12 protein-coding genes are annotated in these 13,645 nt (G+C 61.9%); 10 read left to right on the top strand and 2 right to left on the bottom strand.

What is annotated here, in order from left to right:
- Nucleotides 1-150: 150 nt before the first annotated feature.
- The 8 genes from HMPREF2890_RS05985 (at nucleotide 151) to HMPREF2890_RS05950 (ending at nucleotide 8,835) form a co-directional block, all read left to right on the top strand.
- Complete coding sequence (locus tag HMPREF2890_RS05985) at nucleotides 151-1,032, top strand: Fic family protein (protein ID WP_246825336.1); 882 nt, start codon at nucleotides 151-153, stop codon at nucleotides 1,030-1,032.
- A gap of 16 nt (nucleotides 1,033-1,048) precedes the next feature.
- Nucleotides 1,049-2,422 (top strand): cell envelope integrity protein CreD, encoded by a 1,374-nt coding sequence (gene creD / locus HMPREF2890_RS05980; RefSeq protein WP_070466566.1) that lies wholly within the window; start codon nucleotides 1,049-1,051, stop codon nucleotides 2,420-2,422.
- Nucleotides 2,423-2,581: 159 nt separating this feature from the next.
- Complete coding sequence (locus tag HMPREF2890_RS05975; RefSeq protein WP_070466564.1) at nucleotides 2,582-4,144, top strand: lipopolysaccharide biosynthesis protein; 1,563 nt, start codon at nucleotides 2,582-2,584, stop codon at nucleotides 4,142-4,144.
- A complete protein-coding gene (locus HMPREF2890_RS05970) occupies nucleotides 4,132-5,136 on the top strand; it encodes a nitroreductase family protein (protein ID WP_070466562.1) in 1,005 nt (334 codons plus the stop codon). The genes HMPREF2890_RS05975 and HMPREF2890_RS05970 overlap by 13 nt, the downstream gene beginning before the upstream one ends.
- Nucleotides 5,137-5,141: 5 nt before the next feature.
- Nucleotides 5,142-6,203: a polysaccharide pyruvyl transferase family protein gene (locus HMPREF2890_RS05965; protein ID WP_168160424.1), complete on the top strand. Its 1,062-nt coding sequence runs from the start codon at nucleotides 5,142-5,144 to the stop codon at nucleotides 6,201-6,203.
- Nucleotides 6,200-7,177: a glycosyltransferase family 2 protein gene (locus HMPREF2890_RS05960; protein WP_070466557.1), complete on the top strand. Its 978-nt coding sequence runs from the start codon at nucleotides 6,200-6,202 to the stop codon at nucleotides 7,175-7,177. Before HMPREF2890_RS05965 ends, HMPREF2890_RS05960 begins: the two co-directional genes overlap by 4 nt.
- A gap of 6 nt (nucleotides 7,178-7,183) precedes the next feature.
- A complete protein-coding gene (locus HMPREF2890_RS05955) occupies nucleotides 7,184-8,056 on the top strand; it encodes a glycosyltransferase family 2 protein (protein WP_070466555.1) in 873 nt (290 codons plus the stop codon).
- Complete coding sequence (locus tag HMPREF2890_RS05950; protein ID WP_070466553.1) at nucleotides 8,053-8,835, top strand: glycosyltransferase family 32 protein; 783 nt, start codon at nucleotides 8,053-8,055, stop codon at nucleotides 8,833-8,835. The genes HMPREF2890_RS05955 and HMPREF2890_RS05950 overlap by 4 nt, the downstream gene beginning before the upstream one ends.
- Here the strand turns inward: HMPREF2890_RS05950 and HMPREF2890_RS05945 are convergent.
- Nucleotides 8,758-9,435, bottom strand: a complete 678-nt coding sequence (locus tag HMPREF2890_RS05945; RefSeq protein WP_070466551.1) for an aminotransferase class IV — start codon at nucleotides 9,433-9,435, stop codon at nucleotides 8,758-8,760. The genes HMPREF2890_RS05950 and HMPREF2890_RS05945 overlap by 78 nt on opposite strands.
- Entirely contained in the window at nucleotides 9,432-10,412 is a 981-nt protein-coding gene (locus HMPREF2890_RS05940; RefSeq protein ID WP_070466549.1) for an aminodeoxychorismate synthase component I, read from the bottom strand. The genes HMPREF2890_RS05945 and HMPREF2890_RS05940 overlap by 4 nt, the downstream gene beginning before the upstream one ends.
- Nucleotides 10,413-10,455: 43 nt before the next feature.
- On the opposite strand from HMPREF2890_RS05940, the gene HMPREF2890_RS05935 reads away from it, so the two are divergent.
- Together HMPREF2890_RS05935 and HMPREF2890_RS05930 are read left to right on the top strand one after the other, a co-directional pair.
- A complete protein-coding gene (locus HMPREF2890_RS05935; RefSeq protein WP_070466546.1) occupies nucleotides 10,456-11,019 on the top strand; it encodes an anthranilate synthase component II in 564 nt (187 codons plus the stop codon).
- A gap of 131 nt (nucleotides 11,020-11,150) precedes the next feature.
- Nucleotides 11,151-13,295, top strand: a complete 2,145-nt coding sequence (locus HMPREF2890_RS05930) for a M3 family metallopeptidase (RefSeq protein WP_246825335.1) — start codon at nucleotides 11,151-11,153, stop codon at nucleotides 13,293-13,295.
- The last annotated feature ends 350 nt before the right edge of the window (nucleotides 13,296-13,645 follow it).

Here is a 13,645-nt window from a genome sequence, read left to right as displayed (position 1 = left end):
CCTATGGAGCGAGCACCCTTCGGGTGCCTCACTGATGCCCCCCCTTTGTATATGATTACCCTGATGCTCAAATGTGTCACCCCCTGCCCTTGGAGAGAGTAGCTTTACTATCGGGGCGAAAAGGATATATTTGCAGAGGAATAGTAGTGTATGGATATGAGACTTGTCCCGGAGGAAGAGTATGCCGCCAATCATGGTCTGACAGAGCAGGCCGTGAGAGGTTACTGCGCCGAGGGGAAGCTGCCCGGCGCTGTGCAAGAGGGGGAGATGTGGCGTATCCCCGCAGATACGCCCTTGCCCGACGAGGTGAAGCACTCGCCTCTGCTGGTTGCTCTGCGAGAGCAGATGGAGAGCAAGATGAGAGGGGGCATCTACCATCGGACGCAGATAGACCTTACCTACAACTCCAACCACATCGAGGGAAGTCGTCTCTCTAAGGAGCAGACGCGCTACATCTACGAGACCAACACCATCGGCATCACCGATGAGGCGGTCAGCGTCGACGACATCATCGAGACGACCAACCACTTCCGCTGCATCGACTTCGTCATAGAGCATGCGGAGGAGCCACTGACGGAGGAGATGATCAAGAGACTGCACGCACTCCTGAAGGCGGGCACCTCCGATGCGGACAGACCGTGGTTTGCCGTCGGTGAGTACAAGCTGTTGCCCAACGAAGTGGGAGGAAAGGAGACCACAGCCCCTGAGGATGTGCCGTCAGCCATGAGGGCGCTACTGCAGGAGTATGCCGGCAAGAGACAAGTCTCGCTCGAGGAGATCCTCAACTTCCACTACAGAATGGAGATGACCCACCCCTTCCAGGACGGCAATGGCCGCGTAGGCAGGTTGATCATCTTTAAGGAGTGCTTAGCACACCATATCGTCCCCTTTATCATCACCGAGGAGCTCAAGATGTACTACTATCGGGGTCTTGATCGGTGGGAAGAGGTGCGGGGGGATCTCCTCGACACCTGTCTCACCGCACAGGATCGGTACAGAGCGATCCTCGACTATTTTCGCATCACCTATTAACACCCATAGCATCATCATGGAAGTCATACCACCGCAGAGGGAGCTTAAGCACTCCCTATCCTTTGTCGCCAAGACGCTTATCCTCGGGCTGGTCGCCCTACTGCTCCTGATCCCTCTCCTTATGGTGGAGGGGCTGGTCTCCTCGCGCCAGTACGAGGGGCGCAAGGCTACGCAGGAGATCACCTCACGCTGGGGTGGGAGCCAAAACATCCTCACCCCCGTGCTAGTCGTCCCCTACACACCCGATGTCAGGAATGCCCAGGAGAGCGCCCTCTACCTAATCCCCGAGGAGGTCTCCGCTGATGCCGTGCTTGACATCGAGAATCGCCACCGCAGCATCTACGAGGTCGCCGTCTATACGGCGCACGTAGACCTATCCGGCACCTGGCGGGCGGAGGAGATCCGTCGCGCCCTCTCGGAGGTGAAGGGGACGTACGACCTCAGCCGGGCGAAGGTCGCCTTCTCCACCAGCGACGCCACCGGCTACCGGGACATCGTCAGGATCAAGGTCAATGGGAAGGAGTATAAGATGAAGAACAACCCCTCCCTCTCCTCGCTCACCACCTGCATCGATGACAATTACGGCGATCTCATGGAGGTGAACTTCCCCTACCTGAGTGACATGGATGTGACCAGTGCCCCGCTCTCTGCCGACCTGCCCCTCTCCGACGATGAGGAGGGGGCGCTGAGAGACCTCTCCTTCAGCCTCCGGACGGACATCGCCGGGAGTGAGCACTTCGGTCTCCTCGCTGTCGGTGTATCGGCCAAGAGCTCGATCAAGGGGAATTGGCCCGACCCCTCCTTCCGGGGCAAGAAGCTGCCGGACGACTACAGCATCACCGAAGGGGACTTTGAGGCTCGCTGGAGCACCTTCGCCGAGGACAATCTGATCGCCAGCGAGGGACAGTCCACCCTCCTCCGCAACAGCCACTTCGTCAGCCTCCTCCGCCCGGTAGACAACTATGCCCAGACGGAGCGGAGCGTGAAGTACGGCATCCTCGTCATCGCCCTCACGCTCCTCTCGGTCTATCTCGTGGAGCTGACACTGCGCCGCCGCGGCGGGAGCATCAATCTCCTCCACTACGTCCTCACAGGGCTCTCGCTGGTACTCTTCTACACCCTGCTCCTCTCCATGAGTGAGGTGATCGGCTTCGGCCTCGCCTACCTGATCTCCGCCGTGATGACGATAGGGCTCAATACCATCTACTTCCGCATGATCCTCCGGGAGACGAAGAAGGCACTTCTCCTCGGGGGCATCATGACGCTCCTCTACCTGACCATCTACGTGCTGATGCAGCTGGAGAGCTACGCCCTCCTCATCGGGAGCTTAGTCCTCTTCGTCATCCTGGCGATCGTCATGTACATCTCCGCCAAGACCCTCCGCGACTGAGGAAATCTAATATCGGTATTAGAGAAATCTTTTATCGGTATTAGAGATCACTAATATCGGTATTAGATTTCTCTAATACCGATAAAAGAAAAAGCCCTCTCGGATGGCTCACATGAGGGTAGGCGTCCTAAAGCAGGAGAAAGGGGGTATCTTTGTCGTATGAAACCAACCCTGCCTGAGGAGGAGAGCCGAGGGAGCAACAGCCGTATCGCACGGAATACGCTGATGCTCTACGTCCGTCAGCTGGTCGTGCTGCTGATCGGGCTCTATACCTCCCGGGCGCTCCTCGCCGCCCTCGGGGTGACCGACTATGGTCTCTACAATGTCGTCGGCGGCGTGGTGACGATGCTCGGCTTCCTCAATGGGGCGATGATCGGGGCGACGCAGCGCTTCCTCGCCGTCGACCTGGGGCGACGGGATGAGGCGCACCTGAGGATCACCTTCAGCGCCACCCGGTACCTCCATATGGCACTGGCTCTCGTGATCGGGCTACTGGCGGAGACGGTGGGGCTGTGGTTTGTCCACCGCTACCTGATCATCCCGCCGGGGCGTATGGCGGCGGCACTCTGGGTCTACCACTTCGCCGTGCTCTCCTTTATGGTGACGATCGTGCAGGTGCCCTTCAATGCCCTCATCGTGGCGGATGAGCGGATGGGGGTCTTTGCCCGGATCAGCATCCTCGAGACGCTCCTCAAGCTGGGTGTCGTCCTGGTGCTGGTCTACGCTGCCCTCGAGGTCGACCGGCTCGTTGCCTATGGGGGGATGCTCCTCGGGGTGAGCCTCGTCATCGCGCTGATCTACAGGCTCTATGTGCGGCAGCACTTCCCCGGTGCGCAACTGACGCGGATAGAGGACAAGGGCTACTTCCGGACGCTGCTCGGCTATATGGGGTGGAATGTCTTCGGCAACCTCGCCGGGGTGATGAAGGGGCAGGGGACCAACGTGCTGATGAACCTCTTCTTCGGGCCCACCGCCAATGCCGCCCGCGCCATAGCCATGCAGGTGATGTCGTCGGTGCAGACCTTTTACACCAATTTTCAGGTCGCCTCCAATCCTCAGATCATCAAGCGGTACGCCATCGGGGAGACGGAGGAGATGCTTCGGCTGGTGACCCGCACGGGGAAGTTCTCTCTCTACCTCCTGACGCTCGTCTGCGTGCCGGCGATACTGGAGATGGACTTCCTCCAGACGGTCTGGCTCGTGACGCCGCCGAGGGGGGCGGTGCTCTTTGCATCCCTCGCCCTCATCGACTGCATGGTGGAGTGCGCCTCCGGTTCGCTCGCCATGGCGATGCAGGCGACGGGGCGCATCGCCAAGTACCAGGCACTCGTCGGCACGCTGATCATGCTCAATCTCCCGCTTACCTATGTGGCGTACAAGGTGGGGATGGCGGTGGAGACTGCCTTTTACATCCACATCGGGATCGACGTGGTGGCACTCGCCCTGAGGCTGCTCCTCGTGCGGGAGAAGATCCCGGCGCTCGGCATAGCCACCTATGTGCGGGAGGTGGTCGCCAAGCCGCTCCTCATCATCGCCCTCTCGGCGGGCGTGACGCTGATGATGCGGGATGCGCTGGAGCCGTCGTGGGGGCGGCTCGTTACGGTAACTCTGTGTAGCTTTGTGGTATCCGGGGGGCTGATCCTCTGGATAGGGCTCACGACCGGTGAGCGGAGCTATCTCCGCCGTGTGGTGCGGGAGCGAGTAGGATCATGGAGAAGGTGACACCCAAGGAGAGACTAAAGAGACTGCTGGGACCGCGGCTGATGTCGTGGTACAATCGAGTGCGCCTCCGCCTGCAGGTGCCCCGGATCTTCCTCTCCGACTATCGGCGCTACCGCCGTCACTCCGCCTACTTCCACCGAGAGACGCCCTCAGCTCGCGAGCTGGAGATCACCGTGCTCTACCACTCGCTCGAGAAGGGCTTCCTCCACGAGGGGGGCGACCTGAGGTTGCGCTTCGGGCGGGCAAAGGTGGCGCGACTGCTACAGCTGCTTCAGGCGTGGCGCGAGGAGGGACTGCCGGAGAGCTCGCAGATCATCGCTGCCCAGGCGATCCTGAGCGCCTACTACAGCTACCACCGGGAGCGAGAGGCGGACATCTCGGACTACTTCCCCGACTCAGCCTACAGTGCGCTTGCCCACCACTCAACCCGGAGGGCGGTGGAGGTGCTACCCGAGGAGGCACGGCACGGAGACTTTGCCACCTTTGCTCCCTCCCGCCATAGCATCCGCCGCTTCAGCGACCGCCCGGTACCGGACGAGTTGCTCAGAGAGGTGGTTCGGCTCGCCAATACCGCCCCCTCCGCCTGCAATCGGCAGGAGGTGCGGGTCCACTCGGTCTCCGACCCTGCCATAGCCCGTGAGATCCTCGATCTGCAGGGCGGCTTCCGCAGCGAGAGCGAGGGGATCAGGCAGCTGCTCCTTGTCACCGCTGACCTCGCCTTTACCTATATGGAGGGGATGGATCGGCAGCAGCCCTACATCGACGGAGGGATCTATCTGATGAACCTCCTCTACGCCCTCCACTACCACGGCGTGGGCGCCTGCGCCGGCAATGCCTCGCTCCTCCCGCGGGACGAAGCGAGGATCCTCAGTCTCGCCGGCTGCCGGGAGTCGGAGGCGCTCATCGCCATCGTCCCGATCGGCTTCCCCGCCATGCCGATCCTCACCACCCCCTCACGGCGTCGACCGCCTGAGGAGACACTTTTAGGATAATGCTTATGTACGGGATCATCACCTTTGACGACGTCACCAATTACGGCACCGTACTCCAGCTCTACGGACTCACGCGGGTCCTCCGCCGCCACTTCGGCATCGAGGCAAGGGCTCTGGGGTATGAGGAAAATCACGACTTCGCCCCTCAGGAGGGGTCCGATGCCGGAGGCATCTCGATAGACCGCCCCGAGGAGTGGCTCTGGAGGGGCGACCGCTTCCTCTTCGCCCAGCGTAAGCGGACGGTCCTCCGCCGATTTGTCCGGGACAGAGGGCTGCGCGGGGGACGCCTCGCTGACTACCGCAACCTCGAGGGGGTGCTGATCGGCAGCGATGAGGTCTTTACCCTCCATGCGGGGATCACGCCCGCGAGATGGGGCTTCGGCGTCCCCTCCGACCGGGTGTCGACCTACGCCGCCTCCTTTGGCTCCACCACCCTGAGCGATATCGCTGATCGGCACTGCCTCCCGATGGTCCGGGCGGCACTCTCGGCGATGGACCACATCTCCGTGCGGGATGCCAACTCCGCCAACATCGTGGAGGAGCTGACGGGGAAGCGACCCATCCGGACGCTTGACCCGGTGCTGCTGGACGGCTTTGACGCCGAGCGACAGATCGCCCCACCGCCGCCGGCACGGCCTTACCTCCTCGTCTACGGCTACGACTATCGGCGGGAGGATCCCGTCATCCTCCGGCAGATCGAGACCTACGCCTCCCGCGAGGGGCTGGAGATCGTCTCCGTCGGCTTTTACCACCCCTGGGCCAATCGCAACCTTGCTCTGGAGCCGGAGACGCTCATCGGCTACTTCGCCCACGCCACCGGGGTGGTGACCAATACCTTCCACGGCACGGTGCTGGGACTGCTGGCCGGGGTGCCGATAACGGTCTTCCCGACAGACTTCAATCGGATCAAGGTGACCGGTCTCCTGGAGGACTTCGGGCTCACCGGCTGTCTCGGCGAGGGGGCTCCGCTCCTCTCCTTCAGCCCCGACTACGAGGCGGTACGGCAGCAGCTCGAGGAGCAGAGGCGTCTCTCCCTCGACTATCTGGCAGAGGTGGTGCAGCGATGACGAAAAAGCTCTCCATACTGGTCCCGATCTACAACGTCGCGCCCTACCTGCGGCAGTGCCTTGACTCACTCCTCGCTCAGGGACTGGAGGCCGGGAGCTACGAGGTGATCCTCATCGACGACGGGAGCACGGACGAGTCGGGAGAGATCGCCCGGGCGTATGCGGAGCGGGAGCCACACTTTATCTACCACCATAAGGAGAATGGCGGACTCAGCTCTGCCCGCAACGCCGCCCTCGCCCTCGCCTCCGGGGAGTACCTCCTCCATGTAGACTCGGACGACTGGCTTGAGGAGGGCGTACTGCCGGGGTTGCTCGCCGATGCAGAGGCTCGGCGGCTCGACCTCTGCCTCATCGACTGGGCAGACCGCTACCCCGACGGCACCACCCGACCCAATATCGACTTCTCCGCCCTCGGGGAGCGGATCGTCACGGGGCGCGAACTGATCCACCGGCACCGTAGCTACGCCACCTCCTGGTCCTTCATCATGCATCGGTCGGTGGTGGAGCGGGGCCGGCTCACTTTCATCCCGATACAGCCGGGGGAGGATGTCGCCTTCTTCATCTCCGCCATGCCCCACTGTCAGCGCATCGGGTACTATGCAGGCGCGGTGGTGTACAACTACCGGCGGGAGCGCCCCGGGGCGATCACGCAGGGACCCAAGGCCTCCAAGGAGCTGGAGGCGGCACGACGGCTGCTCAGCTGGATCGACGAGACCTATCCCTATCAGGGCAAAGGCGAAGACTACGCCGCCCTGCTGGCTCCGTGGTACGATGACATCCTCGCCGATATGGCGATGAATAAGATCGCCCGTGCGGGGGAGGTGAAGTGCTTTGCGGAGATCATGAGCCATTTCCGCTACCGCTACCCCTCCGAGCGGGGTGCGCGGCGCATCGCCTTCCGACTGATGGACTACGCCCGCAGCTCCTATCGGCTCTCCGATCTGCTCTGGAGCATCAAGCGAAAGATCCGCTGACCGCGTATGCTGACGATTTTTACCCCCACCTACAACCGCGCCTACATCCTCCCCAAGCTCTACGAGAGCCTGAGGGAGCAGAGCTGTCACGACCTCGAGTGGATCATCGTCGATGACGGCTCCACCGATGACACGAGGTCGCTCGTGGAGGGCTGGACTCGGGCGGCCAACCCCTTCCCCATCCGCTACCACCGTCAGCCCAATGGCGGGAAGCACCGGGCGATCAATAGAGGGGTCGAGCTGGCGAGGGGCGACTTCTTCTTCATCGTCGACAGCGATGACCGGCTGCCGTCGGATGCGGTGGAGACAGTCTTGAGAGAGACGGAGCGGATCAGCGATGATGCCACCTTTGCCGGGCTGGTGGGACTGCGGGGAGCACTCGACGGCACCCCCTCGGGAGATCTCGGGGAGGAATTCTTTGACAACCACCTGCGGACGATCCGTCACCGGCGGGGGATGATGCAGGATATGGCGGAGGTTTTTCGGACCGACTACCTGCGGAGATACCCCTTCCCCGAGCTGGAGGGCGAGCGCTTCTGCACCGAGGCGCTGGTCTGGAACCGCCTCGACCGGCAGTACCGCTTTCGCTTCCTCAATCGCGTCATCTACCTCTGCGAGTACCGCGACGATGGTCTCAGTGCAAAGTACATGAGCCTCCTCTACCACTCGCCCCGGTCCGCCCTCACCTACCACCTCGAGCTGGCTCAGGATCGGGAGGTGCCACTCAAGACCCGCCTGCGGTCGATCATCAGCGTCTGGCGCTACTACGACCTGATCCCGCCGGCAGAACGACCGCGGATGCCACGCCTCTGGACGCTGCTCCGCCCCATCGGGCGATACTTTAGGAAAAAAGATCAGCGGAGATACGCCCCACGATGATACCCAAGATCATACACTACTGCTGGTTTGGTCCCAATCCTGTGCCCTCCATGGTGGAGAGCTGGCGGGCAAAGCTCCCCGGCTATGAGCTGAGGGCGTGGACGGAGGAGACCTTCGACATCAACCGGCTCGACTACACCCGGGAGGCCTACGAGGCGGGGAAGTACGCCTTTGTCTCCGACGTGGCACGCCTCTACGCCCTTGAGCGAGAGGGAGGGATCTACCTCGACACCGACATGGAGGTGATCCACTCGATAGACGACCTACTGGACGACACCGCCTTCGTCGGACTGGGCGAGGAGGTGGGGCTGCACGTGCTGGCGGGGATCATCGCCGCCGAGCCGCACCATCCCTTGATCCAAGAGCTACTCACCCACTACGAGAGCCGTCCCTTCCGTCTGCCCGATGGGACACTCGACCTCACGCCCAATCCGCAGCTCCTCACCACGACGCTGCAGGAGAAAGGGCTTCGGCTCCAAGACCGGCTCCAGCGGGTGGGAGAGGTGACGGTCTACCCCGCCGACTACTTCTACACCATGGACTTCGTCAGCCACCGCGTGACGCTCACGCCCCGCAGCCGCACGATCCACCACTACGCCGCCACCTGGCAGAGCGACGACCCCTATGCGCGCCACCTCGGGACGATCTTCCGCATCAAGCGGGTACTCTATAGGCTCTTGGGTCAGGAGCGGAGCGAGCGGCTACTCAACGGGCGCCTCGTCCAGACTCTCAGACGGCTCGTCTGGGGCGACAAAAAGCGTCGCGGAGGTGATCGGTAGGATCATCCGACCGAGCGGATTCATCGCATTGATCAGGGAGATCTCCCTCCAGCGACCGGCGAGCAGCTCCGAGACCGAGACCGGCACGGCACTGATCGCCCCCGCATCAAGATAGGAGCGACGCCTCGTCCCCTCCAGTAGAGGTCGGTCGGGCGTCTCCCAGCGGCCGTCACGGCGGAGACAGACATTGGTGAAGGTGGTGTCGGTCACCCGCCCGCCCTGCGTCAGCAGCGCCACCGTCTCGTGGTCCGGCAGGGAGGCGGCGATGCGGTCGAGGAGCTCCCGGTCGAGATACTTCCGGTCGTAGCGATAGTCGCTCGGCAACTCCACCAACTGAAGTCTCCTCACCCGACGAATGTCGTACGTATAAGGGGTGACCGACACCTCCTCGATGCCGGCAGCGGAGTAGACGAGGCGAAGCTTGTACTGCCCGGCCTCCTCAGCGGGGCGGTTTGCCCGGAAGAGCCTGACCAGCTGCTCCTCCGACCGGAGGAAGTCCGGCTCCTCCCCCAGCGTCTCCCGCACCCGCTGGAGGTGATACTCCGCGAGAGGGATCGCCGCTCCACGCTCCACGCTGATGGTCTCGATGTAGCGGATCATAGGGGCAGGTATATCTTCTCAATCACCTCCTCATACTCGCTCCTGCAGTCGCTATTGATCGTGATGCCTCCGCCGGCGTGGTAGAAATAGTGTTCCCCATCCCGCTCGATGAAGCGGATCATCACGCCCGTGTCGAGGCTCTTTCCATCGAAGCGACCACAGATGCCGGTGTAAAATCCCCGCTCATGCCTCTCCGCCTGCTCGATCAGCGCCCGGGTCGCCCCCTTAGGCGCTCCGGTGATCGACCCGGCCGGGAGGAGTCGATTAAGCAGGTCGCCCAGCCGTCCGCGCCACCCCTCGCGCAGCTGTCCCGTCACCTCGGAGCTCACCTGCAGCAGCGCCCCGCCGCGCGTCTCCACGCGATCCAGATAGCGGTAGCGCCGCACCCGGACTCCCTCCGCCACGGAGGAGAGGTCGTTGCGGATCAGGTCGACGATCGTCGCCGACTCCGCCTGCTCCTTTGGGTCAGAGAGGATCCGCTCCGCCGCATCCGGCAGCGTGGCGTCGATCGTCCCCTTCATCGGGTAAGAACTGATCTCCCCCTCCTCGGAGATACGGACGAAGATCTCCGGGGAGAAGCAGAGAAACCGCCCCGGCACCCAGGCGCAATACTTCGCCTGCACCCGCCTCAGGAGCTCCCTTGGGTCCCCGCTGAAGTCCACCGCCGTCCGCAGCGTCAGATTGGCGAGGAAGGAGTCCCCCCGCAGCTGCCCCTCCCGGATCACCCCGAAGCGCTCCGCATACCGCTCGAAGCTCTCCGGATGAGCCGTCAGAGAAAGAGGCGCCGATGGTCCATCGTAGGGGAGGCTCTCCAAGGGCCGATTGGTCTGCCCCTCTACTGAGAGGTAAAAAGGCTGACCACTCGAGCCGTCGCCCGTGTCGATGTAGCACTCGTCCCCCTTATAACTAAGGAGGAAGTAGAAGGGGGTCCCGGACGCCCCCAGTCGATTGAAGTCCCGGACTATCTCACTAAGCATAACCAAATGTACTACCTTTGTGGGAGAATCAACCCATGGACCAATGAAAAAGCTCTATCTCATCGATCAGCGAGACTCCTTTGTCTACAATCTTGCCCAGATCCTCCGCGAGGAGTGCCGGGCAGAGGTGGAGGTGCTGCCCGAGGAGGCACTCAGCCGACCGGGCAGCCTCAAGGGGGCAGACGGGGTGATCCTCTCCCCGGGCCCCGGTGTCGTGGAGGAGCACCCCGATGTGCTCCACTTCCTCCATAGGCGACCCGCCGGGCTGCCGGTGCTGGGGATCTGTATGGGACACCAGCAGATAGGGACGCTCTATGGCATGGAGCTCTACCGGCTGGATCACCCGCAGCATGGCGTCGGGTCGCTCATCGAGTGGCGGGACGGCACCTACCCCCCGATGAGCGTGGGGCGGTACCACAGCTGGGCGCTTCGCGAGACCGAGGCGAGCCGACCGCAGATCGCCGTCACAGCGGAGACGGTAGAGGATCGGGTGGTGATGGCGATACGGCACAGGGAGCTCCCGCTCGTCGGGCTGCAGTTTCACCCCGAGAGCATCCTCACACCCGACGGCGCCCGCCTCCTCAGCGACTGGTGCCGATCTCTCTGAGGCGCTCCGGCAGCCGGGTCAGCGCCCCGACTTTTACTATCCGGACAGAAATGACTACATTTGTCGTTAGTTGTGTCACCGACACACTCACTCCATAGATGGACTTCAACACCTTATCAATACGAAACCGTATGAAAAAAATTGTAACCCTCTTAGCAGGCATTGCATGTATGAGCCTGATAGGCATTACCGGATGCGACTCCAAGAAGGAGAAGCCTCTGACAGACAACCCCTTCCTCGAGGCGAGCACACTGCCCTTCCAGGCACCCGACTTCGCCAACATCAAGGATGAGGACTTCATCCCCGCATTCAAGGAGGGGATCCGCCTCCAGCGTGAGGAGATCAAGGCGATCACCGACAATAAGGAGGCGCCCACCTTTGAGAATACGATCATCCCGCTCGAGAAGAGTGGCGCCATGCTGGGTCGTGTCAGCAGCGTCTTCTTCAAGCTCGTCTCAGCCGACGGCACCGACGCTCGCCGCAAGATCGAGACCGAGGCATCCAAGATGCTCGCCGACTGGGACAATGAGCTCAACCTCAATCAGAAGCTCTTCGCCCGCATCAAGACGATCTACGACACGCAGCTCAATCAGCTCCAGGGCGAGGATCGCGCCCTGCTGGAGTACACCTACAAGGGCTTTGAGAAAAACGGCGCTGCCCTCCCCGAGGAGAGTCGCGAGGAGTATAAGGAGATCAACTCTCGTCTCTCCGAGCTGACGACGGAGTTTGGCCGCGTCATCGTTGATGCCCTCGCCGCTCAGACCGTCTGGACGGACGACGAGGCAGAGCTGGACGGACTGAACGAGTCTCAGCTCGCACAGGCTCGCTCTGATGCAGAGCAGCGTGGCAAGAAGGCCACCTACGCCCTCGTGCTGACCAACACCACCCAGCAGCCGATCATGGCATCGCTGAATAACCGCGCCATGAGGGAGAAGGTCTACAACGCCTCCATCCACCGTGCCGATGGCGAGGGTGTCAGCGGAGCCAATACCTGGCCGCTGATCACCGAGATCGCCAAGCTCCGCGCACGCCAGGCTCAGCTCCTCGGCTTCCCCGACTACGCCAGCTACTCGCTCAATTACCAGATGGCCGGCACCGAGCAGGCAGCCAACGACTTCCTCACCCAGCTCAAGGAGTCCTTTGTCCCCAAGGCTGAGGCTGAGATGGCATCGATCCAGGACTTTGCCCGCAAGACCGAGGGCAGCGACTTTACCCTCCAGCCCTGGGACGTCGCCTACTACTCTGCCAAGATGAAGGAGGACCGCTTCCACTTCAGCGATGCAGACGTACTGCCCTACTTCGAGCTCGACTCCGTCCTCCGCAATGGCGTCTTCTATGCTGCAGAGCGTGCGTATGGTCTCACCTTTGAGGAGCGCTTTGACCTCCCCGTCTATGCCGATGATGTCCACGTATTTACGGTAAAGGATAAGGACGGCAGCGACCTCGGCCTCTTCTACTGCGACTACTTCCACCGCGACACCAAGGCTCCGGGCGCCTGGATGGACGAGTTTGTCACCCAGAGCACCTTTGACGGCACCAAGCCGGTGATCTACAACTGCTGCAATTACCCGAAGGCTCCCGAGGGTCAGCCCAACCTCATCTCCTGGGACAACGTGACCACTATGTTCCATGAGTTTGGCCACTCCCTCCACGGCTTCCTCTCCAATAACAAGTACCGCAGCATCTCCGGGACCAATACCCCGCGCGACTTCGTCGAGATGCCGAGCCAGTTCAACGAGTACTTCGCCACCGTTCCTGAGATCTTTGACCACTACGCACGTCACTACGAGACCGGTGAGCCGATGCCTAAGGAACTGAAGGAGAAGATGCTCCAGTCTGTCCAGTACCTCGCAGCCTACTCTCTCGGGGAGAATCTGATCGCCTCCACGATGGATATCCAGTGGCACATGCTCACCCCTGATCAGGTACCGGCAGATGCTGCTGCCGCTGCCCAGTGGGATCTCAACCGCCGTCAGGAGCTGGGCCTCGCCTGGCAGTCCATCGTACCCCGCTACTTCCAGACCTACTTCAGCCACGTCTGGGGCGGTGGCTACGCCTCCGGCTACTACAGCTACCTCTGGACGGAGGTGCTGGCAGTCAATATCGCTCAGCGCTTCGGACGTGAGGGATGGCTCAATCAGGCTGTCGCTCAGGACTTCCGCGACAAGATCCTCTCCAAGGGTCGCACAGTGGATCTGAATCAGGCCTTCACCGCCTTCACCGGCATGGAGCACCCTGATGCCTCCGCTCTCCTCCCCGCTCGCGGCATCAAGTAAGCTCACATACCCTACTAAAGGAGAAGGGCTGTGGCGCATCTGCGTCACAGCCCTTCTTTTTTTTGCTCCCACCTCACGAGCCGGCGCACCAAGCAGGAGAGGCCCCCTCCGGAGGGGGACCTCTTTTGATCGGTATCTCTCAGACAAAACTAATACCGATATTAGAGTTCACTAATACCGATATTAGAGATCACTAATACCGGTAAAAGAATTGCCCCACACTCAGAGAGGGTACCACAGGTGTCTGAGGGGCTGGGGAAGCACCCTTGTGGGTTGTAGACGGAGCTATGTGCATCCGGTGCGACCCACAAGGGGTCGAGGTCAAGACGTTGATCTGTCATCTGTGAAGC

Source organism: Porphyromonas sp. HMSC065F10 (assembly GCF_001808555.1).
GTDB lineage: Bacteria > Bacteroidota > Bacteroidia > Bacteroidales > Porphyromonadaceae > Porphyromonas_A.
This window is presented reverse-complemented; position numbering and strand designations above follow the sequence as displayed.